The following is a 24,777-nucleotide window of genomic DNA, read 5'->3' as shown; positions in this document are numbered from 1 at the left end:
CCCCGATACGCGAGCGTCTATCCTGGCTCCATGGATGCTCTGACCCATCTGGTCGAGCGGATCCGCTCGACAGGCGCGCTGCTGGGCACGAACCTGCTCACCCCGCCCTGGCGGATCCGCCTGGACGAGGGCGCGACGATGACCGTGGTGACGATGCTGCGCGGCAGCGCCTGGCTCGAGGCCGGGGACGCCCCGCCGCGGCACCTGGCGCCACGGGATCTCGCCGTCGTCACCGGGGAGCGGCCGTTCTCGGTCACCAGCGACCCGAGCTCCCTCGCCCCGCCGCAGTACGTGGGCATCGCCGACGGCCGGTGCACCGACGCCTCCGGTGCGGTGCTGCCGGACGCGGAGATCAGCCTGGGCCTGCGCACCTGCGGGGACCGCCTGGATGCCGAGCACGCCCTGTTCACGGGGTCCTTCGCGGCGACCGGCCGGCTCACGCGACGCCTGCTGGGCGGGCTGCCGCGGGTGCTCATGGTGCCGCGGGAGCGGCAGGGACGGGCGCCGATGGACCTGCTGGAGGCGGAGCTGCTCCGCGACGAGCCCGGACAGCAGGCGGTGCTCGACCGGCTGCTGGACCTGGTGCTGATCGGCGCGCTGCGCGACGGGCTGTCCCGCCCCGGGGCCGCCGAGGACGGCGGCGCCGTGCCCCCGTGGTTCTCCGCCACGGCGGATCCGGTGGTCGGGCCGGCCCTCGAGGTCATCCACGACCGGCCCGAGCTGCCGCACACGGTGGCGTCCCTGGCCGACCGGGCGCAGTCCTCGCGGGCCGCCTTCGCCCGCCGCTTCCGCGAGCTGCTCGGCGAATCGCCCATCGCGTATCTCACCGCGTGGCGCCTGTGCCTGGCCGCGGACCTTCTGCGCGAGAGCGAGGACACCCTCGAGGTGATCGCCCGCCGGGTGGGCTACTCGAGCGCCTTCGCGCTGAGCACGGCCTTCCAGCGGGAGCACGGCCAGCGGCCCAGCGCCTACCGGGCGGAGGCGATCAGCGCCTGAGATCGCGCCGCCCGGAGCGTACGGTGGTCCCACCCGCAGCCCCGCGCGAACGGAGACCGCCATGCACGCCGACCGCCTCACCACGTCGATCTGCCACCACGCCGAGGGGCCCGCCTGGTCCGACACCTGGGGCGGACTGCGCTGGGTGGACATGTTCGCCGGAGACGTCATGCATCTCGATGCCGACGGGGAGGTCCACCGCCTGCCCACCCCGAGCCCCGTGGTGGCCTGCGTGCGGCCCGCCACCAGCGGCGGCGCCGTGCTCGCGCTCGAGAACGGCTTCGCCCTCGAGGACGCCGACGGGTCGATCGATCCGCTGCCGCCGCTGTGGGAGGGCCCGGTGCGGATGAACGAGGGGGCGATCGCGCCGGACGGCTCGTTCCTCTGCGGCTCGATGGCCTACGACCAGCGCCCCGGCGCCGCCGCGATGTGGCGCCTGCTGCCCGACGGCACCACCACGGAGCTGTTCGGGGACCTCACCATCTCCAACGGACTGGCGTTCTCGGCCGACGGCAGGACCGCCTACTACGTCGACACCCCCACGGGGCGGGTGGACCTCTTCGACTGGTCCGACGCCGAGGGCCTGCTGAACCGTCGGCCCTTCGCGGACCTCACCGCGGAGGAGGGCCACCCCGACGGCCTCGCCCTGGACGTCGAGGGGCGGGCCTGGGTCGCGATGAACGGCGGCGGCCAGGTGCTGGGGCTCGACGAGCGCGGCGCGGTCGCCGAGCGCATCACCGTCGGCGCTCAGAAGGTCACGGCCTGCACCTTCGGCGGCGAGGACCGCGCGACGCTGTTCATCACCACCAGCAGGGAGAACCTGGCCGACGGCGAGGACCCGCAGGCCGGCTCGCTGTTCGCCGTCGACCCCGGGACCCGCGGCCCCGCCGAGGAGCGCCTCTTCGGCGGCTGACCCGGCGGAGCGGCCGGCGCCCTGGTCCGCAGGGGCGGGCGCGACGGTCGCCGTCGCCCGCTGGCCCGCACCTGCGGCCCGACGCCCGGCGCCCGGCGCCCGGCGCCCGGACTCAGGCGCTCGTGCCCTTCCCGGCTCCGGCCACACCGGCACTGTCGGTGCTCTGCGGCTCCTCGCCCGCGGCCAGGGTGCGCTCCATGGCGTCGAACTCCGCCACGGTGCTGGCCGGCGGCGGCGGGGTGAGCAGGCTGACCACCACGGCCAGGACCAGGCAGATCAGGAAGCCCGGGATGATCTCGTAGAGATGCTGCTCGCCGAACAGACCCCAGGTGACGTCCGGCGTGAACTGGCCCCAGACGAAGGAGACGACGGCGCCGGCCACCATGCCGACCCCCGCGCCGATCGCCGTCAGGCGGCGCCAGAACAGGGCCAGCAGCACGATCGGGCCGAAGGCGGCGCCGAAGCCCGCCCAGGCGAAGGACACCAGGCCCAGCACGGAGCTCTCCGGGTCCAGGGCCAGCAGGATGGCGGTGACCGAGACCACCAGCACGGCGATCCGGCCGCCCCACAGCGAGCGCTGCGAGGTGAGGGTGATGCCCAGGCCGCCCACGAGGTCCTCGATGAGCGCGGAGCTGGAGACGATCAGCTGCGAGGAGATCGTGGACATGATCGCCGCGAGCACGGCGGCCAGCAGCAGGCCCGCGATCAGCGGGTTGAACAGCAGCTGGGACAGGTCCAGGAACACCGACTCGCCGTTGACGGAGTCGGTGAGCACGGCGTCCTGGTTCTGCTGGAAGTACGCCAGGCCCGCCAGGGCGGTGAACACGGCGCCGACCACGCACAGCACCATCCAGACCATGCCCACGCCGAAGCCGTAGCGGGCGTCCCGCGCGGAGCGCAGCGCCATGAAGCGCACGATGATGTGGGGCTGGCCGAAGTAGCCCAGGCCCCAGGCGAGCGCGGAGATGATGCCGATGAAGGTGCCGCCGGAGGTCATGGACCCGAAGTTCGCGTCCACCTCGCGCACCGAGGCGAACATCTCCGCCGGCCCGCCGACGGCGAACATCGCCGTGACGGGGACGAGCATCAGCGCGACCAGCATGATCAGGCCCTGGACGACGTCGGTGTAGCTCGCGCCGAGGAAGCCGCCGAAGAGCGTGTACAGGATGGTCACGCCGCCGACGAGCAGCATGCCGGTCACGTACGGGCCGCCGAACATCGACTGGAAGAACACGCCGCCGGCGACCATGCCCGAGGACACGTAGAAGGTGAAGAACACCAGGATGATCAGGCCCGCGGCGATGCGGAGGACGTTGCTGCGGTCGTGGAGCCGGTTGCCGAAGAAGCTGGGCACCGTGATGGCGTTGCCGGCGATCTGCGTGTACTGCCGCAGGCGTGGGGCGACGAAGTACCAGTTCAGCCCGGCACCGAGGGTGAGGCCGACGGCGATCCACGCCTCGACCAGGCCGTTCATGTACAGCGCGCCGGGCAGGCCCATGAGCAGCCAGCCGGACATGTCGGAGGCTCCCGCGGAGAGCGCCGCGACGAAGGGGTGCAGCCGGCGCCCGCCGAGCATGTAGTCCTCACCCCCCGTGGTCTTGCGGAAGGCGTACAGCCCGATGCCGAGCATGACCGCGAAATACACGGCCAGGGCGAGGACTTTGGCGGCGAGATCCATGGGAGGACTCCGATCTCAGGGGTGGGGAAGGGACGGGGAAGGGAGGGTCGAGGACGACGTCGACCTCCGCGGGGCCGCGCCGGAGCGCGACGGCGGGCAGAGCACGTCGTCGGGAGCGGATGGGTCGCCTCGACCCTAGGGGGACGATCGATGCCGATCGACGATGATCGACTGCTCAGCGCTGTGCGAGAGCTGCGCCTTTCCTGGTCACAGCGCTTCTCCGTGAGCCTGCCCACCTGCTGTCCGCCGAAGCGATCTGCCTCACGGTCGACAGTTCCACACCCCGGGCAGGCTACCGAAGGGTTATATGCGCGCGCGGGCGGGAGCAGCGCCCCCGCTGCCCGACGTCGGGAAGCAGCCCGAAGCGCCCCGCACCGGGAAGCGTCCCCGGGAGCGAGCCGCATGAAGAAGGGTGCGGTCCTGAACCAGTTCGGGCTCCGATCTGGAACAGAACCGCACCGCATTCACTGCGCGCCGGCACGCCGCGCGGCCGGCGCACTGCGCGTCGGCGCGCGCCGCGCGTCAGTCCTGCAGGGCCTCGACGTCCTCGTCGACCCAGTCCAGGGTGCGCTCGACGGCCTTGGCCCACAGGCGCATCGAGCGCGCCCGGGCGTCCTCGTCCATGGCGGGCTCCCAGCGCTTGCCCTCGGCCCAGTTGTCGATGACGTCCTGCTCGCCGTTCCAGAAGCCCACGGCGATGCCGGCCGCGTAGGCGGCGCCCAGCGCGGTGGTCTCGATGACCTGCGGGCGCACCACCGGCACGCCCAGGATGTCGGCCTGGAACTGCATGAGGGTCTCGTTGGCGACCATGCCGCCGTCGACCTTCAGCTCGCTGAGCTCCACACCCTCGTGCTCCGCATCGGCCACCATCGCGTCGAGCACCTCGCGGGACTGGTAGGCCGTGGCCTCGAGCGTGGCCCGGGCGATGTGGTGGCGGTTGTGGAAGCGGGTCATGCCCACCATCGCGCCGCGCGCGTCGGAGCGCCAGTGCGGGGCGAACAGCCCGGAGAACGCCGGCACGATGAACAGGCCGCCGCTGTCGGGGACCTTCTTCGCGAGGTCCTCGATCTCCGGGGCCTCGCTGATCATGCCCAGGTTGTCGCGCATCCACTGCACCAGGGAGCCGGTGACGGCGATCGATCCCTCGAGGGCGTAGACCGGCTTGTTCTCCCCGATCTTGTAGGCCACGGTGGTGAGCAGGCCGTTCTCGCTGCGCACCAGGTCCTCGCCGGTGTTGATCAGCATGAAGTTGCCGGTGCCGTAGGTGTTCTTGGCCTGGCCCACCTCGAAGCAGGCCTGGCCGAAGGTGGCGGCCTGCTGGTCGCCGAGGATGCCGGCGATCGGGGTGTCGATGAGCAGGCCCTGCTTGCGGCCGTGGCCGTAGACCTCGGAGGAGGAGCGGATCTCGGGCAGCATCGACAGCGGGATGCCCATGTCCGCGGCGATGTCCGCGTTCCAGTCGAGGGTGTCGATGTTCATGAGCATCGTGCGCGAGGCGTTGGTGACGTCGGTGACGTGCACGCCGTTCTCCGCACCGCCGGTGAGGTTCCACAGCAGCCAGGAGTCGGTGTTGCCGAACAGCAGCTCCCCGGCCTCGGCCCGCGCGCGCACGCCCTCGACGTTGTCGAGGATCCACTTCACCTTGGGGCCGGAGAAGTAGGTGGCCAGCGGCAGTCCCACGCGCTCCTTGTATTTGTCCGCGCCCTCCTCGCCCGCGAGCTCGTCGCAGATCCTCTGGGTGCGGGTGTCCTGCCAGACGATCGCGTTGTACACGGGCTCACCGGTCGCCTTGTCCCACACCACCGCGGTCTCGCGCTGGTTGGTGATGCCCACGGCGGCGAGCTGGTGGCGGTTGATCTCCGCCTTCTGGAGGGCGTCGGCGACCACGGCGCGGGTGTTGCGCCAGATCTCCAGCGCGTCGTGCTCCACCCAGCCGGACCGGGGGAAGATCTGCTCGTGCTCCTGCTGCCCGGAGGCGACGATCTGACCGCCATGGTCGAAGATGATCGCGCGGGTGGAGGTGGTGCCCTGGTCGATGGACATGATGTACATGGGCTGGTCGTTCATCGGAACTCCTTCGTCATGGGTGCTGCGAGGTGGTGGCGCGGAGCCCGGCGCCGCCGGGCCGCGCGGTCGATCAGAAGTAGACGATCGAGAAGAGACCGGCGAGCACGCCGCCGATCATGGGGCCGACGATCGGCACCCACGAGTATCCCCAGTCCGAGCCGCCCTTGTGCGGAATCGGCAGGATCGCGTGCGCGAGGCGCGGTCCGAGGTCTCGGGCGGGGTTGATCGCGTAGCCCGTCGGCCCGCCGAGGGAGGCGCCGATGGCGAGCACCAGCAGCGCGACGGCGAGCGGACCGAGCTCGTTCGGCGTGTTGCCGAACATGATGATCACGAAGACCAGCACGAAGGTCGCGATGATCTCGGTGACCAGGTTCCACCCGCGGGAGCGGATCTCGGGACCGGTGGAGAAGGTGCCGAGGATCGCGCCCGGGTCCGTCTCCTGGTCGTAGTGGTTCTTGTAGGCGAGCCAGGCCAGCACGGCGCCCAGGAAGGCACCGATCATCTCGGCCAGGAAGTAGACCAGCGTGGTCCCGACCCCGACGGGGATGCCGGGGCCGTACTCCTCGGCGCCGCTGGCGAGCAGGCCGATGGTGACGGCGGGGTTCAGGTGGGCCCCGGTCTTGAAGGCGACCCAGACGCCGGAGAAGACCGCGAGGCCCCAGCCGAAGTTGATCAGCAGCCAGCCGCCGCCGTTGCCCTTGGTCTTGCCCAGGACGACGTTGGCGACGACGCCGCCGCCCAGGAGTGTCAGCATCGCGGTGCCCGCGATCTCCGACAGCATGATCGTGGCGAGCGTTCCCATAAGTTCTCCTCATCGAGAGCCGGTCGGTGGTGGCACGGACCGGGGCCCGGTCCGTGCCGGGTTTCGGACGACCGCGGACGGTCGACGGGGCGGCGTGCCGCCGCCCCGGGGCGCCCGAGCCCGGTGCCCGGGCGCCCCTGCTCCGGTCAGGCCCGGGGCGGGACCTCGGAGACGGCGGACAGGTGGGCGGCGGCCTGCGCGTCCTCGGACGACTGCTCGCCCTCGAGACGTGCGGCGATGTAGTCGCGATAGGCCGCGACCTCCCGAGCGCGCGCCGCCTCGTCCCAGCCCAGCTCCGGGCCGACGATCGCGGCGATCTCCTCGGCCGCGGCGACGCCGCGATCCCGGGTCTCGTAGTCCAGCCGGGTGCGCCGCTCGAGGATGTCGGCGAGGTGCCGGGCGCCCTCGGCCCGCACCGCGTAGAGCACCTCGACGCGCAGGTAGCGCGGCGCGTGATCGAGCGGAGCGGCGAGGGAGGGGTCCTCCTCGACGAGCTCGAGCAGGTCGCCCAGCAGCGTGCCGTAGCGGAACAGCAGGCGGTCGATGCGCAGCTCGTCGGCCCCGAGGCGGGCGGCCAGGGCGGTCTTGTCCCGCACCATCGCCTCGTACCCCTGCGCGCCGAGCAGCGGCACCGAACGGGTGAGGCTGCGCCGGCCGGGCTGGGAGTCCTTGAGGGCGAAATCGACGACGTCCTCGGCCATCACCCGGTAGGTGGTGTACTTGCCGCCGGCGATCGCGGACAGGCCCGGCTCGACCTCCATGACGGTGTGCTCACGGGAGACCTTCGTCGAGCTGCCGGAGCCCTTCTTCACGGGCTGCAGCAGAGGACGCAGCCCGGAGTAGACGCCGATGACGTCCTCGCGGTCGAGGTCCTGGGCGAGCACCGCGTTGGCGTGCTCGAGGACGTAGTCGATGTCCGCGGAGGTGGCGCCGACGTCCTCCGGGTCCTGGGTCCAGGGCGTGTCGGTCGTGCCGATCACCCAGTACTCGTCCCAGGGGATGATGAACAGGACCGACTTCTCGGTCTGGGTGATGATCCCGGTGTCCGGCACGGCGGGGATGCGGTCGCGGGCCACGGTGATGTGGATGCCCTTGGAGGCGAGGACCTCGAGGCCGGCGTCGGCCCCGGCGAGCTCCTGCTGGCGCTGGGTCCAGACGCCGCCGGCGAGGATGGTCTCGCGGGCGTGCACGTCGAACTCCTCGCCGCTCTCCTCGTCCCGCACCCGGGCGCCGATGACCCGGCCGCCGGCATCGTGGAGGTAGTCGACGACCGTGGTGTAGTTGGCGACCGAGGCGTCGAACTGCGCGGCGGAGCGCACCAGCATCATGACGAAGCGGGCGTCGTCCATCTGCGCGTCGAAGTACTCGAGCGCGCCCACGGCCTTGTCGCCGTCCAGCCCCGGGAACACCTCGAGCATCTTCCCGTGGCCGAGGTGGCGGTGGACGGGGACGGCGCGCTTGCGGCCCACGGACTGCATCGCGTCGTACAGCGCCACGCCGGAGCCGATGAACGCGCGGTCGACGACCTTCTTGAAGAAGGGGAAGACGAACTTGATGGGGCGCACCAGGTGCGGCGCGGTGTGCGTCAGGAGCAGGTCGCGCTCGCGCAGCGCCTCGGCGACCAGCGAGAAGTCCAGCATCTGCAGGTAGCGCAGGCCGCCGTGCATGAGCTTCGAGGAGCGGGAGGAGGTGCCGGAGGCCCAGTCGCGGGACTCGACGAGGCCGACGGAGAGTCCGCGGGTGGCCGCGTCGAAGGCCGCCCCGGCACCGTTGACGCCGCCGCCGACCACGAGCACGTCCAGGGGGTTCTCCCCGGTGGCGGCGCGGAGCCGGCCCAGGTGCTCGGCCCGACCGGAGGGGGTGAGTGCGGACCGATGCTGATCGGACACGGGATGCTCCTTCGCAAGGGGTCGGCTCCGCGCGACGGGCGGGAGCCGGGGTACCGGCTGGTGGTCATCACGGGTGCCGCAGCGCAGCGGCTCACCCGTGGTGGACATCGTGGGACGCTGTGCAGCTCTCCGCAATCACACTGCACGGACGTGCAAGACTGGGGTCATGGCCCCCGATTCCCGCCGTGACGCCGCCTTCGACGCTGCACGGATGTACTACGCGGAGGGGCACACCATGGAGTCGATCGCCGGATCGCTCCGCGTCTCGCGCTCCACGGTCTCGCGGATGCTGCGCGACGCACGGGAGGCCGGCCTGGTGCAGATCACGCTGCATCCCCCCGGCCAGCCGCGCCTCGAGGAGCTGCGCCGACGGATCGCCCACCGGTACGGCGTGCGGACGGTGGTGGTCCAGGCCGCCCCCGGCGACGGCGAGCACGAACGCCTGCAGACCGTGGCCGGCGCCGCCGCCGAGCAGGTCGAGGACATGCTCGAGCCGGGGATGACGATCGGCCTGGCCTGGGGCACGACCATCGCCGCCCTCGTCTCCTCCCTGCGCCCCCGTCCGGTCCCGGGGCTGCGGATCGTGCAGCTCAACGGGGCGATCAACACCGAGGGCTCGGGGCTGACCTACGTCTCCACGGTGCTCGCCCGGGCCGCCTCGCTGTGGGACGGCACCGTGCACCACTTCCCCGTCCCCGCCTTCTTCGACTACGCCGCGACCCGCGAGGCCATGTGGCGCGAGCGCTCGGTACGGCGGGTGCTCGAGGTGCAGCGGCAGTGCACTCTCGCGGTGTTCAGCGTGGGCGCCTTCGACGCGGTCGTCCCCAGCCACGTCTACACCAACAACTACCTCACCGGCGAGGACCGGCGCTCGCTCCGGGCCGACGGCGCCGTGGGCGACGTCTGCACCGTGTTCCTGCGGGCCGACGGCACCTACCGGGACGTCGCCCTGAACGCCCGCGGCTCCGGGCCGGACCCCGCGCAGCTGGCCCGCATCCCGCGGCGCCTGCTGGTCGCGGCCGGCACCCGCAAGGCGCTCCCCCTGCGCGCGGCGCTGCGCGCCGGGGTCGCCACCGACCTGGTCCTCGACGCCGTGACCGCCCAGAGCCTGCTCTCGCTGTCCTGAGCGCCGGCGGGGCGGGCGAGTGCGGGCGCGCTCCGAGCTGCCGCACCGCCGCATCGCCGCACCGCCGCACCGCCGCACCGCCGAGAATGGTGCGGATCCGATCCACTTTTCGCTCTGATCTGGATCAGTTCCGCACCTTTTCTCCCTGGCGACCGCGAGGTCGCGCATTGGCGGCGAGCGGCGCGGACCGATCAGAACCGGCGGGGGTCGATCCGCAGGGTCGGCCGCTCCGTGCCCAGTTCTCGGAGGCCGCGCAGCAGGCGGTCCTTGCTCGGCAGGAGGACGCCGCGCTCGACCATCGTCCGCCGCAGCCTCAGCAGCAGCCGGCGGGGCGACCGAAGATCGTCGCCGTTCGCGCGGACCAGCGTCCACCCGAGCGAGGCGAGCTGGTCCCGCCGGGCCTCGTCCCGGCGCCACTGCCCCTTCGCCCGATGCACGTCACCGTCGTATTCGAGGCCGAGCCGGAGATCCTCCCAGGCCAGGTCGATCTCGAAGCGCTTCCGTGAGTCCGGGTCGCGCACGGGGAGGTTCACCACGGCCGGCGGGAATCCCATCCTCTCGAGCAGCAGACGCATGACCGTCTCCCCCGGCGAGCGCACGCCGTCGCGCGCGAAGGCCAGTGCGGCGCGCAGACGGTCGAGTCCGTGGAGGCCACGCTGCGCGGACGCCGCGGCCACCAGCGAGGCGACGGTCTGGCCGCGATACTCGGCCTGAGGGCCGATGACCGCGTCGACCGCCGCGACGACGTCCCAAAGAGGCATCATCGTCGCGAGCTCCCGCAGCGTCTCAGCCTGCCCGGACACGACCAGGGCGCCGAGCACCTTCGGGCTGCCGCGCCGGCCGCGATGCACGACGGCCCCGCGGCCGACCCGGGTGGTGCCGCCCCGACGGACGCGGCAGTGGAGCAGAGGAAGGGCGGCGTCCTGCCCGAGCACCGCGCCGGGCACGACCGAGGGGATGACGGGGCCGTCGCTGTCCCAGGCCAGGTCCTGGTTCGGCCGGCGGAGCAGGGCGATCCCGTTCTCGAGCCCCAGCGGGATCGGGATGCCCCAGAGCAGCGCGGCGGTGGTGTGGCTGAGGATGCTCCCCGGGCGGACCGACCGCTGCAGGGTCGATGCCAGGGCGTTCACCGAAGCGGGAGCGGCCGTCGGGGTGAGGTACCCCGGGAAGACGGTGGTGAAGCGGGGCGAGGCGAGGTCACGCGAGTGGAACCCCCGCTCCTGCCAGACCGCACGATGATCGATGCGGCCGGCGAAGAGTCCGAGGTCCGCGAGCATGCGGCCGACGCTAGCCCGGGGTTCGACGGAGTCGGACGACGTCCCGCCCCCGGTGGACGGGGCCGGGTTGGGGAGGAGAGGTCAGGGAGTCGGAGCCGAGCGGGGATGGATCAGACGGAAGCGCTCGCAGAGGACCGGCATGTCCGGCGCGAACCCCTCGGATCCGTGGGCCCGCCAGAAGCTCTCGTGGATCCGCCGCCAGCTCGCCAGCGTCCGGTCCCCCTCTCCCTCCGCACGGGCGTGCTCCTCGCCCACCTCGTCGAAGGGCAGAACCTCGAGGGAGGTCACCTCGAGCACGGCGCGCGGCGTCCCGGAGCCGTCGAGGATGATGGAGAGCTCGCCGACGACGGGGACCGGCTCGTCGTCCCCGAAATCGGCCATCGCCGTCGCCGTCCCGGTCTTGATCCCTGCGAGCACCAGGTTCAGGAGGTCATCAGCATGCTGCGCGGTGGCGCCGAAGGCCCAGGCCGTCGGCGCCTCCAGGGGCAGTGACGGCTCTGCGGCGCGGGCACGGGACCAGAAGGCGTCGAGCTCATCGCTGTGCATGCGAGCACTCTACGGACCCCGGCGCCACGATCCGCCGCACGCCCGCCTCGCCGCAGGCTAGGGTGCGATTCCGAACCAGATTCGACCGAGATATGGCGCGGAACTGCACCGCATTCCGTGGGCCCGGCCGCGAGAGCGGACGACGGGCCCGTCGCGCGCACGGGAGCGCCGCGACGCAGTCCTGCTCAGCCCTCGGCGGCGGAGAGGTCGAGGCGCTCGGGGTGGGTGTAGACGTTCATCCGGCCGTCGCCGTCAGCGCCCGCGCGGGCGAAGCCGATGAGCGTCTGGCCGAACTCCTCGGCGGTGTCCACGGCCAGCGAGCTGGCGGCGGAGACGCAGGCCAGCAGTGGGATCCCGGCCAGGCAGGACTTCTGGGCGATCTCGAAGCCGGCGCGGGAGGAGACCAGCAGGAAGCAGTCCTCGAGCGGCAGGCGGTCCTCGAGCAGCGCCCAGCCGATCACCTTGTCGACCGCATTGTGGCGGCCCACGTCCTCACGGACCACCAGGAGGTTCCCCGCGAGGTCGACCAGCGCGGCGGCGTGGACGCCTCCGGTGCGCGCGAAGACGGCCTGCTCGTCGGTCAGGGCCTCGGCCGCGGCCAGGATCACCCGCGGGTCGATGCTCCAGCGCTGCTGAATCGGATAGCGGCTGGAGCGGCGCACGGCCTCGATGCTCTCGGTCCCGCAGACCCCGCAGGCGGAGGAGGTGGTGAAGGCCTTCGTCACCAGTGGCAGCAGCTGGGGCCGCGCGGTGGTGAACTCCATGACGTTGTAGGTGTTGCGTGCGAAGCCGCTCTCGTCCTCGACGACGGCCCCGTCGCAGTAGCGGGCCTCGGCGATGTCCTCGCGGGAGGTGATCAGCCCCTCGGCGTGGAGGAAGCCGTGGATCAGCTCGACGTCGTGCCCGGGGGTGCGCATGGTCAGCGAGAGCTTCTGCCCGTTGAGGCGGATGTCGAGGGGCTCCTCGACCGCGACGTGGTCGCCCTTGCGCCCGACGTACAGCCTGCCGTCCCGCACCCGGACCGTGCGCAGTCGCTTCGTCTCGGTGACCCTGCCCATCCTGCGAGGATAGTCCGGGCGGCGGGGTGGCAGCACCGCGGGCGCCTCACTCCCGCCGCGGCGCCTCGGCGCGACCCATGACCTGCTCCTCGGCGCGCTGGGCGACCTGCGCCTCGGCCCGCTCCTTGACCTGCTCCAGCCGGCGGTCCCAGCCGCGGGCGACGAGGCCCAGCAGGTCGGAGATCTCGCGGATCCGGGCGGGGTCGACGTGGTGGACCCGCCGCCGGGAGACCCGGGAGACGCCCACCAGCCCGGCGTCCTCGAGCAGGTGCAGCTGCTTGGCGATCCCCTGGCGCGTGAGCTCGAGGTCGCGGGCCACGGCACCGGCGTCGTCGGGCTTCTCGGCCAGGCGCACCAGGATCCGTCGGCGGGTGCGGTCGGCGAGGAGCCCGAAGACCTCGTCGGCCTCCTCGGTGAGCAGTGCCGTCGCAGCGGGAGCCGCGGTGGTCACGCGGCCCGCTCCGCGAGGCGCCGGGCGACGTCCAGCTCCTGGGTCCAGCCTGCAGTGTTGTCCTCGAAGCGCTCCCGGCGGACGGCGGCATCGGGGCTGATCCCGGCGAAGCCGCGCTCGCACACGGTGAGCAGCACACCCTCGCCGTCGGCCTCGATCGTGAACTCGATGGTGTTGGCGGGGAAGTCCTCGAGCTCACCGGCCTGACCGCCCAGCCAGCGGAAGACGGCCCGGTGCGGCGGATCGAGCACCTCGGTGCCGATCGCGAACCGGCCGTGGACAGGGTCGACCACATGCGTGACCTCGCCCTCGACGGTCAGCTCGTGCTCGGTGTACTCGCCGTCGTTGATGAACCAGCCGGGCTCGCTGATGATGCCGAAGACGGTCTGGGCATCGGCGTCGATGTGGATGCTGCGGACGATCTCGTCGGGGACGTCATCGGTGGTGATGGTGGCGTGCTCGCTCATGGCAGTCCTCCTGGAGGTGGGGCCGGCGGTCCCGGCGCGCACCACTGTTCCACCCCTCCCCACCAAATGCAACCCCTCAGTTGCAGTACGGTCCGGGCCTCGCGTCCTGCAGCGGATCCCCGATGGTCCTCAGACCAGGCCCTTCTCGCTCAGCCAGTCGCTCGCGATGTCCGCGCTGGAGGCCTGGTCGACGACGCTGCGCCGGTTCAACTCCACCAGGTCGTCGGCGCTGAGCGCCGACAGCACCGTGCCGATCGCGGCCTCGGCCCCCTCGTCGATCGCATCGGTGACCACGGGCACCACGTTCTGGGGCAGGATCATCGACTCGGGGTCCTCGAGGACCACGAGGTCGTTCTCGGCGATGGCGGGGTCGGCGGTGTAGATGTCGGCCAGCTGCACGTCCCCGTCCAGGAGCGCCTGCACCGTGAGCGGGCCGCCGGAGTCCTCGACGGGCACCACGGAGACGTCCACGCCGTAGATCTCCTTCGCCCCCTCGGGACCGTAGGGCCGCACCTCGAACTCGCTGTTGGCGGCGATGGTGAGGTCCTCCTCGACGCCGGCGAGGTCCCCGATCGTGGTCAGGGAGTGCTCCGCGGCGAAGTCGGAGGTGGTGGTGTAGGAGTCCTGGTCGCTGGCCGCGGCGAAGTCGAGCACCCGCAGACCCTCGGGCAGCGCCTCGCCGAGGGCGGCGTGGATCTCCTCGGGGCTCGCGGACTCGGCGTCGGGGTCGTAGTGCTGGAGCAGGTTGCCGAGGTAGTCGGGCAGCAGGGAGAGGGCCCCGGACTCGAGCTCCGGGATGTACACCTCGCGCTGACCGATCTGGTACTGGCGCTCCACGGTGTACCCCTCGGCCTCGAGGACCTGGGCGAACAGCTCGGCGATGATCTCGTTGGAGTAGTAGGCCTGGGAGCCGATGACGATGCCGGCGGAGCCGCCGCCGGCATCGGACGCCCCGGCGGCTCCCTCCTCCTCGAAGGGATCGGAGCCGCCGCAGGCGGCCGCGCCGAGCGCGAGTCCGCCGGCGCCGAGGGTGCCGAGCAGGTGACGGCGGGTGCTGTGGATGGTCATGGGAACCTCCGGGTGGGGGACGGCGAGAACGGGACGGCGACGGCGTGGTGTGCTCCGGGGGCTCATGCCGCCCTCACCCCGCGCGGCGCGGTGAGGCGCTGCAGGAGCAGCAGCGACAGGTCGAGCACCAGGGCGAGGGCGATGATCAGCAGCGAGCCGGCGAGCATCTGCGGATAGTCCCGGGCGCCCAGCCCCAGGAAGATGTACCGACCCAGGCCCCCGTTGCCCACATAGGCGGCGAGCATCGCGGTGGCCACGACCTGCACGGTCGCGCCGCGGACACCGCCGATCAGCAGCGGCATGCCCAGCGGGATCTCGACCCGGGCCAGGATCTGGGTCTCGGTCATCCCCTGCGCGCGGGCGGCGTCGACGGTCGCGGGGTCCGCGGACTGCACGGCCGCGATGGTGCCGGCCAGCAGCGAGGGGATCGCCAGGATCACGAAGGCCAGCAGCGGTGCGCCCAGACCGATGCCCAGCAGCAGCGCGAACAGGGTGACCAGGCCCAGGGTGGGCAGGGCGCGGGCGGCGCCCGCGAGCGCGAGGCTCAGGCTGGCCAGGCGGCCGGTGTGCCCCGCGTACAGGCCCAGCGGCACGGCGATCAGCGCGGCGACGAGCACGCCGAGGACGGTGTAGCCCAGATGTTCGGCGGTGCGGATCGGGATCCCGGAGGGACCGGACCAGTGCGCGGGATCGCCCAGCCAGGCCAGGGCCTCGAGGAAGGAGGTCATGCGCTCCGCACCCCCTGCTGCCGGGTCCAGGGCATGAGGGCGCGGCCCAGCAGCACCAGCAGGGCGTCGATGATCAGGGCGAGGGCGGCGGTGAGGACCACGCCGGCGGCGATCTCCGCGAGGATGCCGCGGCGGAAGCCGTCGACGAACAGCATGCCCAAGCTGGGCACGCCCAGCACTCCGCCGACGGTGACCAGCGAGATGGTGCTGACGGCCACCACCCGCACCCCCGCCAGCAGCACGGGGCCGGCCAGCGGCAGCTCGACCTGCAGGAAGCGGGCGGCAGGCGCGAAGCCCTGCGCGGTCGCGGAGCCCAGCACGTCACGGCTCACGGAGCGGAAGGCGTCGGAGGCGGCGGGCACCATGAGCGCCAGGCCGTAGAGGGTCAGGGCGACGGCGATGTTCAGCGGGCTGCGCACGCTGGTGCCGATCAGGCCGGGCAGCAGCACGAACAGCGGCAGCGAGGGGATCGCGTAGAGCAGCCCGGAGGTGGTGGTCACCGAGGTGCGCAGCCAGCCGCGCGCGTTGGCGAGCTTCGCGAGCGGCAGCGAGAGCGCGAAGGCGATGAGGACTGGCGGCAGCGCCTGGACGAGGTGCGCGCCGGTGTATCCGGCGATGACGTCGAGGTTGTCCAGGACCCATCTCATGGCGAGGCCGCCCCCGCCTCGAGCACGCCGGCGGCCCGGCCGTCGGCGTCGACGACCACGTCGCGCCCGTCGGTCCGCTCGACGTGCAGGGAGCGGGCGCCGCGGTCGGCGCCGACGAAGGTGCGCACGAAGTCGTCGGCCGGAGCGGCGAGGATCTCCTGCGGGGTGCCGACCTGGGCGACGATCCCCCCGGGGCGGAGGATCACGACGCGATCGCCGATGAGGAAGGCCTCGTCGATGTCATGGGTGACGAAGACGATGGTCTTGCGCAGCTCGCGCTGGAGGCGCTGCAGCTCGAGCTGCAGCTCGCCGCGCACGATCGGGTCCACAGCGCCGAAGGGCTCGTCCATCAGCAGGATGTTCGGGTCCGCGGCGAGGCCGCGGGCCACGCCCACGCGCTGCTGCTGGCCGCCGGAGAGCTGCGCGGGATAGCGGGTGGCGAGGGAGACGTCGAGGCCGACGGTCTCCATCAGCTCGAGCGCACGGACGCGGGCCTGTGCGCGCGAGGTGCCGCGCAGCACCGGCACGGTGATGATGTTGTCCTCCACCGTGCGATGCGGCAGCAGCCCGGAGGCCTGCATGACGTAGCCGATCGAGCGGCGGAGCACGACGGGGTCCAGCCGGGAGACGTCGTCCCCGTCGATGTGGACGACCCCGGAGGTGGGATCGACCATCCGGTTGATCATCCGCAGCAGGGTGGTCTTGCCCGAGCCGGAGGTCCCCACGAGCACCACCGATTCATGGGAGGCGACCTCGAGGCTGAAGTCCTCGACGGCGAGCGCCCCTCCCGGGTACTCCTTGCGGACGTTCTCGAAGCCGATCATGGGTGCTCCACCTCGTGTCGCGGCAGGGGCTCGGGTCGCGCGGCCGGCCCTGCCCGCCGTGCGACCCCAGGGATCCGAGCGTAGGCCATCGCTCCGACGGATGGAGGGTTCGCCGGCTCTCCGTCCTCCCGGCGCGCCGCCGCGGCGGAGCGCTCAGGCGCTGTAGTGGCGCTGGTAGACGGCGTCGAACGGCAGGTGGCTGGCCTGACGGTGCTCGATCGAGCTGGTCACCACGTCCTTCGCCGTCCGCGCCGCCTGCAGCGGGGTCGCCCCCTTGGCGAGCTCGGCGGTGACGGCGGCGGCGAGGGTGCAGCCGGCGCCGTGGATGCGGTGCTCGCCGGTCTTGGGGCTGCGCAGCTCGACGGTCTGCTCGCCGTCGTGGAACACGTCCACGGCGTCGGGGCCCTCGAGCACCACGCCGCCCTTGGCCAGCACGATCACGCCGTAGGTGTCGTGGATGCGGCGTGCGGCCTCGGTGAGCTCCGCGACCGTCTCGATGCTGTCCATGCCGGAGAGCGCGAGAGCCTCGAAGTGGTTGGGGGTGACGAAGGTGGCCAGCGGGAGCACCTGCGCCTTCAGCGCGTTGTCCGTCTCGAGCGCGGCGCCGGGCTCCTGGCCCTTGCAGATCAGCACCGGGTCCAGCACCACGTTCGTGAAGGAGTGCTGCGCGAGCGCGGCGGCGACCGTGTCGATCGTGGCCGGGGCCCCGAGCATGCCGATCTTCACCGTGTCGACGTCGTGGGCGGCGGTGCAGGCCTCGATCTGGTCCGCGATCACCTGCGGGTCCACCGGGACGAAGCGGTGGTTCCAGCTGTCCTTCGGGTCCATCGAGACGATGCAGGTCAGGGCCGCGGCGCCGAAGGTGTCCAGCTGGTGGAACGTCTTCAGATCGGTCTGCGCACCGGCGCCTCCGGTGGTCTCCGAACCGGCGATGGTGAGGGCGACGTGAGTCATGGGGTCCTTCCGTGGAGAGCTGTCGAGTTGACCGCGCGCTCCCAGGGCCCGGGGATCCCCCGCCGGCCCGTCGCAGCGGTCGTGCCGCGCGCTCCCAGGACCGGCGCCTCGGGCGGGAGGCGACTGTGATCCGTCGCTGCGGCAGGGGCCCGATCCTACCGCCTCCGGTAGGGTGCCGGGCGTGCCGCCCCCCGATCCGACGACGGAGGAGACCGCGCCGCCGGCCGCCTCCGCCCGCCCCGCTCCCGCCCTCGACGGGCGCGCGAGGGGCCGCGCCCGGGCGCTGCTCGACGAGCATCTGTCCTCGACGGTCAAGTTCCTCCTCGTCGGCGGAGTCGTGTTCCTCCTCGACGCGGCGCTCTACAACCTGCTGGTGTTCTGGCACCCCACGCACGGCTGGGGCGAGGGGCTGATGCACGGCTCGCCGCTCACCGCGAAGCTGCTAACCATCGCGGCGGCCTCCTGCCTCACCTATCTGGGCAACCGCCTGTGGACCTTCGGCGACCGCCCCCGGCCCGACACCACGCGCTCGATCGTGCTGTTCCTGCTGATCAACCTGCTGGCGACCGGGCTGCAGCTGTCCTGCCTGGGCTTCTCCCGATACGTGCTGGGGCTGGACACGGCGCTGGCCGACAACATCTCCGGCACCCTGATCGGCCAGGCCGTCTCGACGTCCTTCCGCTACGTCACCTACGGACGGTTCGTCTTCCCCCGCCGCTGACGCCGGCGGGATGGGCCGGGATGGGCCGGGCCGACGGCTCCGGTCGGGGTCTGCGAGACTCGGAGCCATGGACACCTCCGGCCCCTGGACCCGCGCCTCCGCCGCCGCCGGCCTGCTGGTCGACGGCGAGGCCCGCCCCACCGTTTTCGCCCGGACCTCGGCCCGCGCCGCGGAGCTCGGCGCGTTCAACCTCGGGCAGGGCTTCCCCGACGACGATCCGCCGGAGGTCGTGGCGGAGGCGGCGATCGCCGCGATCCGGGCGGGCCGCAACCAGTACCCGCCCGGTGCCGGTGAGCGGGTGCTGCGCGAGGCCGTCGCCGCGCATCAGGAGCAGTGGTACGGGCTGACGTGGGATCCCGCGCGCGAGGTGCTGGTGACCACGGGGGCGACGGAGGCGCTCGCGGCGACGCTGCTGGCCCTGGTCGAGCCCGGGGACGAGGTGGTGACCCTCGAGCCCTTCTACGACCAGTACGCGGCGATGATCGCCCTGGCCGGAGGCGTGCACCGCACGGTGCCGCTGGTCTCCCGCGCGGGCGAGGACGGCGACCTGGTGCTCGAGGTGGACACCACCGCCCTGCGCGCCGCCTTCTCCGAGCGCACCCGTGCGGTGCTCGTGAACACCCCGCACAATCCCACCGGCGTGATGCCCGGGCCGGAGGTGCTCGAGGTGATCGTCGAGGAGGCGCGTCGGCACGACGCGCTGATCATCACCGACGAGGTGTACGAGCACCTCACCTTCGGGTCCCCGCACCGTCCGATCGCGGCGCTACCGGGCGCGCAGGACCGGACCGTCTCGATCTCCTCGGCCGGCAAGACCTTCTCGGTGACCGGGTGGAAGATCGGCTGGATCACCGCGCGGCCGGAGCTGGTCACCGCCATCACGGGCGTCAAGCAGTGGCTGACCTACTCCTCCGGGGCGCCGTTCCAGCCCGCGGTGGCGGAGGGGCTGGCGATGCCCGCCTCGGCCTTCGAGGAGCTCGCCGCTGATCTGCGGTCGCGCCGCGACCTGCTCACCGCCGGGCTGCGGGAGATCGGCTTCCGCCTCAGCGTGCCGGAGGCCGGCTACTTCACGGTCGCGGACGCCTCGCCGCTGGGCGAGACCGACGCCGACGCGCTCGCGGAGCGGCTCCCCGCGGAGGCCGGGGTGGTCGCGATCCCGCTGTCCGCCTTCTACCGCGGCGGAGATGCCGGGGCGGCGAGACCCTTCCTGCGCCTGGCGTTCTGCAAGAGCCGCTCCACGATCGAGCAGGCCCTCGAGCGGCTCGAGGCCTGGGCCGCGCCTCGGCGCTGAGGATCGAGGGACGACGGAGGCGCACCCTCAGGTGGCCGCGACCCAGACCTCGTCGCCGTCGAAGTTGAGCAGGGCGCTGACCACGAAGGCGCCGTCCTTCGCGCTGTCCTCCGGGATGATGATCCCGAGGTCCCAGTTGCCGGTGCCTCCGTCGCGCAGGGTTCCGACGTCCAGGACGCCGTTCGGAGTCACGGTCCCTGCATCGGTGAAGCTGTTGCCCCCGCTGACGTACTCGACCGTGATCGTCAGGAACGCCTCGGCCTCCCCATCACCGTGGTACGTCATCTCGATCGGGACCAGGATGTAGGTCTCTCCGTCGCCCGGCTCCTCGTTGAACTCGTTGGTCTCCATGACGGCATCGGTGGCGTCCCAGTTCACCTCGCCGATGGTGACGTCGAGCGTTCCGCCCTCGCCGTCCTCGAGCGTGAACATCTCCCCGATCGCGTAGGGATCGTCCTGCGTTCCCTTGTCGCCGCTCGCGGCCTCCTCCTCGGTGGGCTCCTCCTCGGTGGGCTCCTCCTCGGTCGCCTCCTCCTCGGTCGCCTCCTCCTCGGTGGGCTCGGCGTCCTCGGTCGGCTCCTCGGCGGGCTCCGACTCCTCCAGCGTGGTCGTGGGGTCGGGGCTCGGGCCCTCGCCGCCGTCGCGGGTGAACAGGAAGATGCCGCCGCCCACGAGGACCAGCACCAGGGCGAGCACCGCGCATCCGGCGCAGATGATGATCGGGACCGTGGAGTTCTTCGAGGGGGCGCCGCCCTGCGGCGTCGACCCTGCTCCCGTGTCGCCGCCGTACATCGGCGCCGACGCGACGTCCGGGCCCAAGCTCTGCGGACCCGGGCCCTGGCCCTGCTGGCCGTACCCCTGCTGGCCGTAGCCGTCGGCCGGGGACTGCTGGCCGTACTGGTCTCCGGACGGGGGCTGGCCCCATCCGCTCTGCGGTGGCTGCGACATCTTGTGCTCCGGCGTCAGCTGCGACGCCGTCCCCTCTCTCACGACACGGCCTGCTCAGCTCGAACCACACGGCTCGTCGCCACATCGTACGAGGCTCCCCGTCCTCGTCCAGGCACACGCAGGTCACCATCAGGGCACGAAACGGCACCCGTGCCGCGCTCAGGCACGACCGGTGAAGCGCTCCCCGTGGAAGCTGCGCCCGCCGGCGCGCTGCGCGGCGCCGCTCGCGTCGAGGTAGGGGGTGATGCCGCCGCGGTGGCGGGGGAAGCCGGCGCCGAGGATCAGGGCGAGGTCCACCTGCTCGGGCCGCTCCACCACGCCGGTCTCGAGCATCAGCGCGATCTCCTCGGCGAGCCCGTCGCGAACCCGTTCCAGCAGCGCGTCGCCCACCAGCGCCTGCTCGGGCCGCGGGGACCCGCTCGCGGCGAAGACCTCGGCCACCGCGGGGGAGATCGCCGGATGCGCCGCGGACCGCCGGCGCTCGGTGACATGCCGCTTCTGCGCCGCCATCGCGGCGAGGCCCGGGGAGGCGTGGAAGCGGTCGCCGAGCTCCGCGGCGAGCACGGTGCCCACGTGGTCCGCGACGCCCAGGCCCACCAGGTCCAGCAGCTCGAAGGGGCGCATCGGCAGGCCGAGCGCATCGAGGGAGGCGTCCGCCTCGGCGGGGTCGGCGCCCGCGTCGACGGAGGCGAGCACCGCGCCCAGGACCCGGAACAGCAGACGGTTGACGATGAAGCCCGGGGCGTCGGCGCTGCGCACCGCGTACTTCCGCAGCCGGCGCACCACCTCGAGGCCGGTGGCGAGGGTCGCCTCGTCGGTGGCCTCGGTGTGGACCACCTCGACCAGCGGCATCTTCGCGACGGGGTTGAAGAAGTGCAGGCCGATCACCCGCTCGGGATGCGACAGGCCCTCGGACATCCGCGTCACCGACAGCGAGGAGGTGTTGGTGACCAGCAGGGCGTCGTCGGCGAGCACGCCCTCGAGCTCGGCGAGGACGGACCGCTTGACCTCGGGGACCTCGGGCACGGCCTCGAGGACGAGGTCGCAGTCGGCGAGGTCCTGCACCGCGGTGGTCGCGGACAGCGCGCCGGCGACCTCGGTCGCGGCGGCCTCGTCGAGCAGCCCGCGGGCGGCGGCGCCGGCGACCACCTCGCGGGCGGCCGCGAGGCCCTTCTCGGCGGTCGCGGCGTCGAGGTCCCGCAGCACCACGGGCACCCGCAGCCCGAGGGCCAGCTGGGCGGCGATCTGGGAGGCCATCAGGCCGGCTCCGGCGAGACCCACCCGGTGGATCTCGCGGGCGCCCTCGACGGCGGAGCGGCCGGGCTTCCCGCGGCGCAGGAGCTCGGCGGCGTAGAGGGAGGCCGCGGCGGCGTCGCCGGCCACCAGGTCCTCGAGCGCGCGGGCCTCGCGGTCGAGCGCCTCGCGGAGGGTCGATCCGGGCAGGTGCTGCAGCAGCTCCAGGGCCCGGCCGACGGCGGGGGCGCCCTGCGCCTCGAGCTGCGCGGCCCAGGTGCGTCGGGTCCCGGCGCCGTGGGCGGCGTCGAGCGCGTCCAGCAGGGACTCCGCCTCCCCGCTGCCCGTGGCGGGGATCGGGGCGGTGCGGGCGCTCCAGGCTCCGGGGAGGACCGTGGCGGCATCCGCCGCGGCCTCGGCGACGAGCGGGTCGAGCACGTCGACGTCGGCCTCCTCGACGTCGCCGTGCGCCGCGACGAGGGCGGCGAAGGCGTCGAGCGCGCCGTCGAGGTCCTCGGCGAGCTCGTCGACCAGGCCGATCTCGACGGCCTGCTCGGCGCTGAGCCGTCGGTCCCGGGCGGGGTCCTCGAGGATCATGCGCACGGCATGCTCGGCGCCGACGATGGCGGGCAGCAGCGTGGTCCCGCCCCAGCCGGGCAGGATGCCGAGGCCGGTCTCGGGCAGGCCCAGACCCCGCGCGCCCGGGGCGGCGGTGCGCACATCGGCCATCAGCGCGACCTCGAGTCCGCCGCCGAGGGCGGCGCCGTTGAGGTGCGCGAGCACCGGGACCGAGCTGGTGCGCACCCGGATCTGCAGGTCGTGGGCGGCACGGGTCATCTCGGCGACGTGACCGGCCGCGGCCGGGTCGGAGAACACCGAGAGGTCGGCCCCGGCGAGGAACACCCGCCCGGTGCCGGTCAGGGCGATCGCCCCGATCTCGCCGGCCTCGGCCCGGTCCAGGGCGGCGCCGATCGCCGCGGCGACCGCGGCGAGGGACCGGGGGCCGAGGGTCGCGGGCCGGTGCTCCTGCCCCGAGGGCGGGGCGATCGTCAGGACGGCCACGGCGCCCAGGCCGGGATGCTCGCGCTGCGTGGCGAGGACTCTCGTGACGTGCTCGTCGTAGCTGCTCATCGGTGACCTCTCGTCGTCGAGGGGAAGCGTCTCCCGCCCACGTGAGCGATACCGCGGGGTGCGTCCTGAGCATGCCTCAGATCGGGCCCGGGTGTCCACCGGAGGATGCGGGTCCCGCGGTCCTCAGGTGGCGTAGTAGAGGGTCCGGGCGCGGGGCGTCTCGACGCCCAGCCGGAAGGAGCCGATCTCGTCCTCGGGGACGATGTACAGACTGCGGAAGCTGGCGGTCTCACCGCTGGCCAGCGGCGGGATCACCTCCATCGGGTCCGGTGCGAGGCCCTCGGCGAGGTCCGGGAAGTAGGACAGGTCCGACTCCCCGGTCAGCCACAGCTCCTCGACCGGGGCGATCTGCCCCGGACCGTCGTAGCGCACCTCGTAGCGGGCCTCCACCAGCCGGTGCCCCTCGGCGAGGACCTCCTCGCCGGCGCCCTGCGGGAAGCTCGCCGCGAGATCGACCTCGCGGGCGGTGACGCTGAACGTGCCCCCGCTCCAGGTGTCCCAGACGAAGGTGTGCTCCCCGACGCTCGCCGGCCGGTCGTAGTCCCCGATCCCGCCGCCGAGCTCGACGCCGGCGGCGTCGGTGACCCGTCCCCGCTCGCGCGGCGACGCGGCCGCCTCGTCGGCGGGGTCGTCGGTCGTGGGGGCGGCGGTCGGCGCGGCGGAGTCCGGGGCGCGCAGTCGCTGGAGCCCGCCCAGCACCAGCACGAGGCACAGCACCAGGGCCGTGGCCTGCACGACGACGATCGCGACGATCGCCCAGGGCGGGAGGCTCCCCCACCATCGGGCCGGCGCGGGCCCGGGCTCCGGCGGCGCGAGGAGCGCCCCGTCCGGGGCAGGGCGAGGACCGGCCCCGTGATCGGGCAGGGCCGTGCTCGCCGGCGGGCCGGGGACGGAGGGGTCCTCCCAGTCGTACCCGGGGGACTCCTCCCGCTCCTGTGCCATGCCTCGAGCATAGGCGCCCGGAGAACCCCTGCCCGGACCCCTTGCGTCCTACAACCATGCAGTTGTAGATTCGGGGCATGCAGCAGATCGACGAGGATCGGGCCGACGCCTGGTTCCAGGCTCTCTCGGATCGCACTCGGCGCGACATCCTGCGCCGGGTCCTGGTGAGCGAGCAGTCGGTCTCGGCCCTGGCACGGTCCTACTCGATGAGCCTCACGGCGGTGCAGAAGCACGTCGCGGTGCTCGAGAAGGCCGGCCTGATCACCCGGCGACGCAGCGGGCGGGAGACCCTCACCCGCGGCGACGCTGGAGCCCTCCGCTCCGCCACCCGGCTCCTCGAGGAGCTCGAGGTCCCGTGGCGCGAGCACATCGGCCGCATCGACGAGCTGCTCGATGCGACCACCCCCCGATCCGACGACGGCGAGTCGCCGGCGGATCCGGCGGCACCGTCCGCCCCGTCCCTCATGCAGGAGTGATCATGCCCGTCACCGACATCAGCCACGACCTCGACGCCCTGACCCTCACCATCACGGCCCAGTTCGCCGCCCCGGTGCAGCGCATCTGGGACATCTACGCCGACCCGCGCCAGCTCGAGAAGGTCTGGGGGCCCAAGGAGTACCCGGCCACCGTGGTGGACCACAGCCTCACCCCGGGCGGCCTGGTCACCTACTACATGACCGGCCCCGAGGGCGACCGCCACCACGGGTACTGGAAGGTGCTCGAGGTCCACGAGCCCGACTCCTTCCGCTACGAGGACGGCTTCGCGCACGAGGACTTCCGCCCCAACACCGAGCTGCCGGTCTCGACCTGCGTCAGCACCTTCACCGCGCAGGACGGCGGCACCCGGGCGGTCTACGTGACCACCTACGCCGACCGGGAGGGCCTGCAGACCGTGCTGGACATGGGAGTAGAGGAGGGCTCGCGCTCGGCGATCGACCAGATCGACGAGCTCGTCTCCTGAGACCCCGCGCCGGCGCGCCGCCCCGGCCTGTGGATCGGTGCGGTCAGAAGCACCTGACC

General features: G+C 72.8%; 24 protein-coding genes. 7 read left to right on the top strand and 17 right to left on the bottom strand.

Annotation, left to right across the window (positions count from 1 at the left end; translation table 11 throughout):
* Positions 1–30: 30 nt before the first annotated feature.
* Together CXH06_RS15795 and CXH06_RS15790 are read left to right on the top strand one after the other, a co-directional pair.
* Positions 31–996: an AraC family transcriptional regulator gene (locus CXH06_RS15795; protein WP_114856158.1), complete on the top strand. Its 966-nt coding sequence runs from the start codon at positions 31–33 to the stop codon at positions 994–996.
* 61 nt (positions 997–1,057) lie between these two features.
* Positions 1,058–1,909: an SMP-30/gluconolactonase/LRE family protein gene (locus CXH06_RS15790; RefSeq protein WP_114856157.1), complete on the top strand. Its 852-nt coding sequence runs from the start codon at positions 1,058–1,060 to the stop codon at positions 1,907–1,909.
* Positions 1,910–2,021: 112 nt separating this feature from the next.
* On the opposite strand, the gene putP is transcribed toward CXH06_RS15790, so the two are convergent.
* The 4 genes from putP to CXH06_RS15770 form a co-directional block, all read right to left on the bottom strand.
* The gene (putP, locus tag CXH06_RS15785; protein WP_114856156.1) at positions 2,022–3,587 is read right to left on the bottom strand and encodes a sodium/proline symporter PutP; all 1,566 of its coding nucleotides are present in this window, start codon (positions 3,585–3,587) and stop codon (positions 2,022–2,024) included.
* Positions 3,588–4,109: 522 nt separating this feature from the next.
* A complete protein-coding gene (gene glpK, locus CXH06_RS15780) occupies positions 4,110–5,654 on the bottom strand; it encodes a glycerol kinase GlpK (RefSeq protein ID WP_114856155.1) in 1,545 nt (514 codons plus the stop codon).
* A 70-nt stretch (positions 5,655–5,724) separates the two neighbouring features.
* The gene (locus CXH06_RS15775; RefSeq protein ID WP_114856154.1) at positions 5,725–6,456 is read right to left on the bottom strand and encodes an MIP/aquaporin family protein; all 732 of its coding nucleotides are present in this window, start codon (positions 6,454–6,456) and stop codon (positions 5,725–5,727) included.
* A gap of 146 nt (positions 6,457–6,602) precedes the next feature.
* Positions 6,603–8,345 (bottom strand): glycerol-3-phosphate dehydrogenase/oxidase, encoded by a 1,743-nt coding sequence (locus CXH06_RS15770; RefSeq protein WP_114856153.1) that lies wholly within the window; start codon positions 8,343–8,345, stop codon positions 6,603–6,605.
* Positions 8,346–8,511: 166 nt separating this feature from the next.
* On the opposite strand from CXH06_RS15770, the gene CXH06_RS15765 reads away from it, so the two are divergent.
* On the top strand, positions 8,512–9,471 hold the full coding sequence (locus tag CXH06_RS15765) for a sugar-binding transcriptional regulator (RefSeq protein WP_114856152.1): 960 nt from the start codon (positions 8,512–8,514) through the stop codon (positions 9,469–9,471).
* Positions 9,472–9,662: 191 nt separating this feature from the next.
* On the opposite strand, the gene CXH06_RS15760 is transcribed toward CXH06_RS15765, so the two are convergent.
* The 10 genes from CXH06_RS15760 to CXH06_RS15715 form a co-directional block, all read right to left on the bottom strand.
* On the bottom strand, positions 9,663–10,748 hold the full coding sequence (locus CXH06_RS15760; RefSeq protein WP_114856151.1) for a hypothetical protein: 1,086 nt from the start codon (positions 10,746–10,748) through the stop codon (positions 9,663–9,665).
* 81 nt (positions 10,749–10,829) lie between these two features.
* A complete protein-coding gene (locus CXH06_RS15755; RefSeq protein WP_114856150.1) occupies positions 10,830–11,294 on the bottom strand; it encodes an ASCH domain-containing protein in 465 nt (154 codons plus the stop codon).
* 185 nt (positions 11,295–11,479) lie between these two features.
* Entirely contained in the window at positions 11,480–12,352 is an 873-nt protein-coding gene (fdhD, locus tag CXH06_RS15750) for a formate dehydrogenase accessory sulfurtransferase FdhD (RefSeq protein ID WP_114856149.1), read from the bottom strand.
* Between the two features lie 46 nt (positions 12,353–12,398).
* The gene (locus CXH06_RS15745; RefSeq protein WP_114856148.1) at positions 12,399–12,803 is read right to left on the bottom strand and encodes a helix-turn-helix transcriptional regulator; all 405 of its coding nucleotides are present in this window, start codon (positions 12,801–12,803) and stop codon (positions 12,399–12,401) included.
* Positions 12,800–13,270 carry a polyketide cyclase gene (locus CXH06_RS15740; RefSeq protein ID WP_114856147.1) on the bottom strand — a complete coding sequence of 157 codons (471 nt, stop codon included), beginning with the start codon at positions 13,268–13,270 and terminating at the stop codon, positions 12,800–12,802. The genes CXH06_RS15745 and CXH06_RS15740 overlap by 4 nt, the downstream gene beginning before the upstream one ends.
* Positions 13,271–13,399: 129 nt before the next feature.
* Positions 13,400–14,338 carry an ABC transporter substrate-binding protein gene (locus tag CXH06_RS15735; RefSeq protein WP_114856146.1) on the bottom strand — a complete coding sequence of 313 codons (939 nt, stop codon included), beginning with the start codon at positions 14,336–14,338 and terminating at the stop codon, positions 13,400–13,402.
* A gap of 62 nt (positions 14,339–14,400) precedes the next feature.
* On the bottom strand, positions 14,401–15,066 hold the full coding sequence (locus tag CXH06_RS15730) for an ABC transporter permease (protein WP_114856145.1): 666 nt from the start codon (positions 15,064–15,066) through the stop codon (positions 14,401–14,403).
* The gene (locus CXH06_RS15725; RefSeq protein WP_114856144.1) at positions 15,063–15,713 is read right to left on the bottom strand and encodes an ABC transporter permease; all 651 of its coding nucleotides are present in this window, start codon (positions 15,711–15,713) and stop codon (positions 15,063–15,065) included. The genes CXH06_RS15730 and CXH06_RS15725 overlap by 4 nt, the downstream gene beginning before the upstream one ends.
* Positions 15,710–16,537, bottom strand: coding sequence for an ABC transporter ATP-binding protein (locus tag CXH06_RS15720; protein WP_114856143.1), 828 nt, complete (start codon positions 16,535–16,537; stop codon positions 15,710–15,712). Before CXH06_RS15720 ends, CXH06_RS15725 begins: the two co-directional genes overlap by 4 nt.
* 153 nt (positions 16,538–16,690) lie before the next feature.
* Positions 16,691–17,491: a hydroxymethylpyrimidine/phosphomethylpyrimidine kinase gene (locus CXH06_RS15715; protein ID WP_114856142.1), complete on the bottom strand. Its 801-nt coding sequence runs from the start codon at positions 17,489–17,491 to the stop codon at positions 16,691–16,693.
* 181 nt (positions 17,492–17,672) lie between these two features.
* Between CXH06_RS15715 and CXH06_RS15710 the strand changes: the two genes are divergently transcribed.
* Both CXH06_RS15710 and CXH06_RS15705 read left to right on the top strand, forming a co-directional pair.
* The gene (locus CXH06_RS15710; RefSeq protein ID WP_232820392.1) at positions 17,673–18,212 is read left to right on the top strand and encodes a GtrA family protein; all 540 of its coding nucleotides are present in this window, start codon (positions 17,673–17,675) and stop codon (positions 18,210–18,212) included.
* Positions 18,213–18,279: 67 nt separating this feature from the next.
* Positions 18,280–19,503 carry an aminotransferase class I/II-fold pyridoxal phosphate-dependent enzyme gene (locus CXH06_RS15705; RefSeq protein ID WP_114856140.1) on the top strand — a complete coding sequence of 408 codons (1,224 nt, stop codon included), beginning with the start codon at positions 18,280–18,282 and terminating at the stop codon, positions 19,501–19,503.
* A gap of 27 nt (positions 19,504–19,530) precedes the next feature.
* Here CXH06_RS15705 and CXH06_RS15700 read toward each other — a convergent pair whose 3' ends face one another.
* The 3 genes from CXH06_RS15700 to CXH06_RS15690 all read right to left on the bottom strand — a co-directional run bounded on the left by CXH06_RS15700 (position 19,531) and on the right by CXH06_RS15690 (position 23,757).
* Entirely contained in the window at positions 19,531–20,451 is a 921-nt protein-coding gene (locus tag CXH06_RS15700; RefSeq protein ID WP_114856139.1) for a hypothetical protein, read from the bottom strand.
* A 159-nt stretch (positions 20,452–20,610) separates the two neighbouring features.
* Positions 20,611–22,815 (bottom strand): 3-hydroxyacyl-CoA dehydrogenase NAD-binding domain-containing protein, encoded by a 2,205-nt coding sequence (locus tag CXH06_RS15695; protein WP_114856138.1) that lies wholly within the window; start codon positions 22,813–22,815, stop codon positions 20,611–20,613.
* A gap of 123 nt (positions 22,816–22,938) precedes the next feature.
* Positions 22,939–23,757 carry a hypothetical protein gene (locus CXH06_RS15690; RefSeq protein WP_114856137.1) on the bottom strand — a complete coding sequence of 273 codons (819 nt, stop codon included), beginning with the start codon at positions 23,755–23,757 and terminating at the stop codon, positions 22,939–22,941.
* Between the two features lie 77 nt (positions 23,758–23,834).
* Here CXH06_RS15690 and CXH06_RS15685 point away from each other — a divergent pair, with 77 nt between their 5' ends.
* Together CXH06_RS15685 and CXH06_RS15680 are read left to right on the top strand one after the other, a co-directional pair.
* A complete protein-coding gene (locus tag CXH06_RS15685) occupies positions 23,835–24,233 on the top strand; it encodes a helix-turn-helix transcriptional regulator (RefSeq protein WP_114856136.1) in 399 nt (132 codons plus the stop codon).
* A gap of 2 nt (positions 24,234–24,235) precedes the next feature.
* Entirely contained in the window at positions 24,236–24,718 is a 483-nt protein-coding gene (locus CXH06_RS15680) for an SRPBCC domain-containing protein (RefSeq protein WP_114856135.1), read from the top strand.
* Positions 24,719–24,777 lie beyond the last annotated feature (59 nt).

The sequence above is a fragment of the Brachybacterium sp. YJGR34 genome (assembly GCF_003347015.1).
In the GTDB taxonomy this organism is placed as follows: domain Bacteria; phylum Actinomycetota; class Actinomycetes; order Actinomycetales; family Dermabacteraceae; genus Brachybacterium.
This window is presented reverse-complemented; position numbering and strand designations above follow the sequence as displayed.

Excerpts from the sequence above, each read along its gene's own strand:
- glpK (WP_114856155.1), bottom strand. The coding sequence starts at position 5,654 with ATGAACGACCAGCCCATGTACATCATGTCCATCGACCAGGGCACCACC.
- fdhD (WP_114856149.1), bottom strand. The coding sequence starts at position 12,352 with ATGGGCAGGGTCACCGAGACGAAGCGACTGCGCACGGTCCGGGTGCGG.
- CXH06_RS15755 (WP_114856150.1), bottom strand. The coding sequence starts at position 11,294 with ATGCACAGCGATGAGCTCGACGCCTTCTGGTCCCGTGCCCGCGCCGCA.
- CXH06_RS15765 (WP_114856152.1), top strand. The coding sequence starts at position 8,512 with ATGGCCCCCGATTCCCGCCGTGACGCCGCCTTCGACGCTGCACGGATG.
- CXH06_RS15795 (WP_114856158.1), top strand. The coding sequence starts at position 31 with ATGGATGCTCTGACCCATCTGGTCGAGCGGATCCGCTCGACAGGCGCG.
- CXH06_RS15790 (WP_114856157.1), top strand. The coding sequence starts at position 1,058 with ATGCACGCCGACCGCCTCACCACGTCGATCTGCCACCACGCCGAGGGG.
- CXH06_RS15760 (WP_114856151.1), bottom strand. The coding sequence starts at position 10,748 with ATGCTCGCGGACCTCGGACTCTTCGCCGGCCGCATCGATCATCGTGCG.
- CXH06_RS15715 (WP_114856142.1), bottom strand. The coding sequence starts at position 17,491 with ATGACTCACGTCGCCCTCACCATCGCCGGTTCGGAGACCACCGGAGGC.
- CXH06_RS15685 (WP_114856136.1), top strand. The coding sequence starts at position 23,835 with ATGCAGCAGATCGACGAGGATCGGGCCGACGCCTGGTTCCAGGCTCTC.
- CXH06_RS15740 (WP_114856147.1), bottom strand. The coding sequence starts at position 13,270 with ATGAGCGAGCACGCCACCATCACCACCGATGACGTCCCCGACGAGATC.
- CXH06_RS15700 (WP_114856139.1), bottom strand. The coding sequence starts at position 20,451 with ATGTCGCAGCCACCGCAGAGCGGATGGGGCCAGCCCCCGTCCGGAGAC.
- putP (WP_114856156.1), bottom strand. The coding sequence starts at position 3,587 with ATGGATCTCGCCGCCAAAGTCCTCGCCCTGGCCGTGTATTTCGCGGTC.
- CXH06_RS15775 (WP_114856154.1), bottom strand. The coding sequence starts at position 6,456 with ATGGGAACGCTCGCCACGATCATGCTGTCGGAGATCGCGGGCACCGCG.
- CXH06_RS15695 (WP_114856138.1), bottom strand. The coding sequence starts at position 22,815 with ATGAGCAGCTACGACGAGCACGTCACGAGAGTCCTCGCCACGCAGCGC.
- CXH06_RS15735 (WP_114856146.1), bottom strand. The coding sequence starts at position 14,338 with ATGACCATCCACAGCACCCGCCGTCACCTGCTCGGCACCCTCGGCGCC.
- CXH06_RS15720 (WP_114856143.1), bottom strand. The coding sequence starts at position 16,537 with ATGATCGGCTTCGAGAACGTCCGCAAGGAGTACCCGGGAGGGGCGCTC.
- CXH06_RS15690 (WP_114856137.1), bottom strand. The coding sequence starts at position 23,757 with ATGGCACAGGAGCGGGAGGAGTCCCCCGGGTACGACTGGGAGGACCCC.
- CXH06_RS15705 (WP_114856140.1), top strand. The coding sequence starts at position 18,280 with ATGGACACCTCCGGCCCCTGGACCCGCGCCTCCGCCGCCGCCGGCCTG.
- CXH06_RS15680 (WP_114856135.1), top strand. The coding sequence starts at position 24,236 with ATGCCCGTCACCGACATCAGCCACGACCTCGACGCCCTGACCCTCACC.
- CXH06_RS15725 (WP_114856144.1), bottom strand. The coding sequence starts at position 15,713 with ATGAGATGGGTCCTGGACAACCTCGACGTCATCGCCGGATACACCGGC.
- CXH06_RS15730 (WP_114856145.1), bottom strand. The coding sequence starts at position 15,066 with ATGACCTCCTTCCTCGAGGCCCTGGCCTGGCTGGGCGATCCCGCGCAC.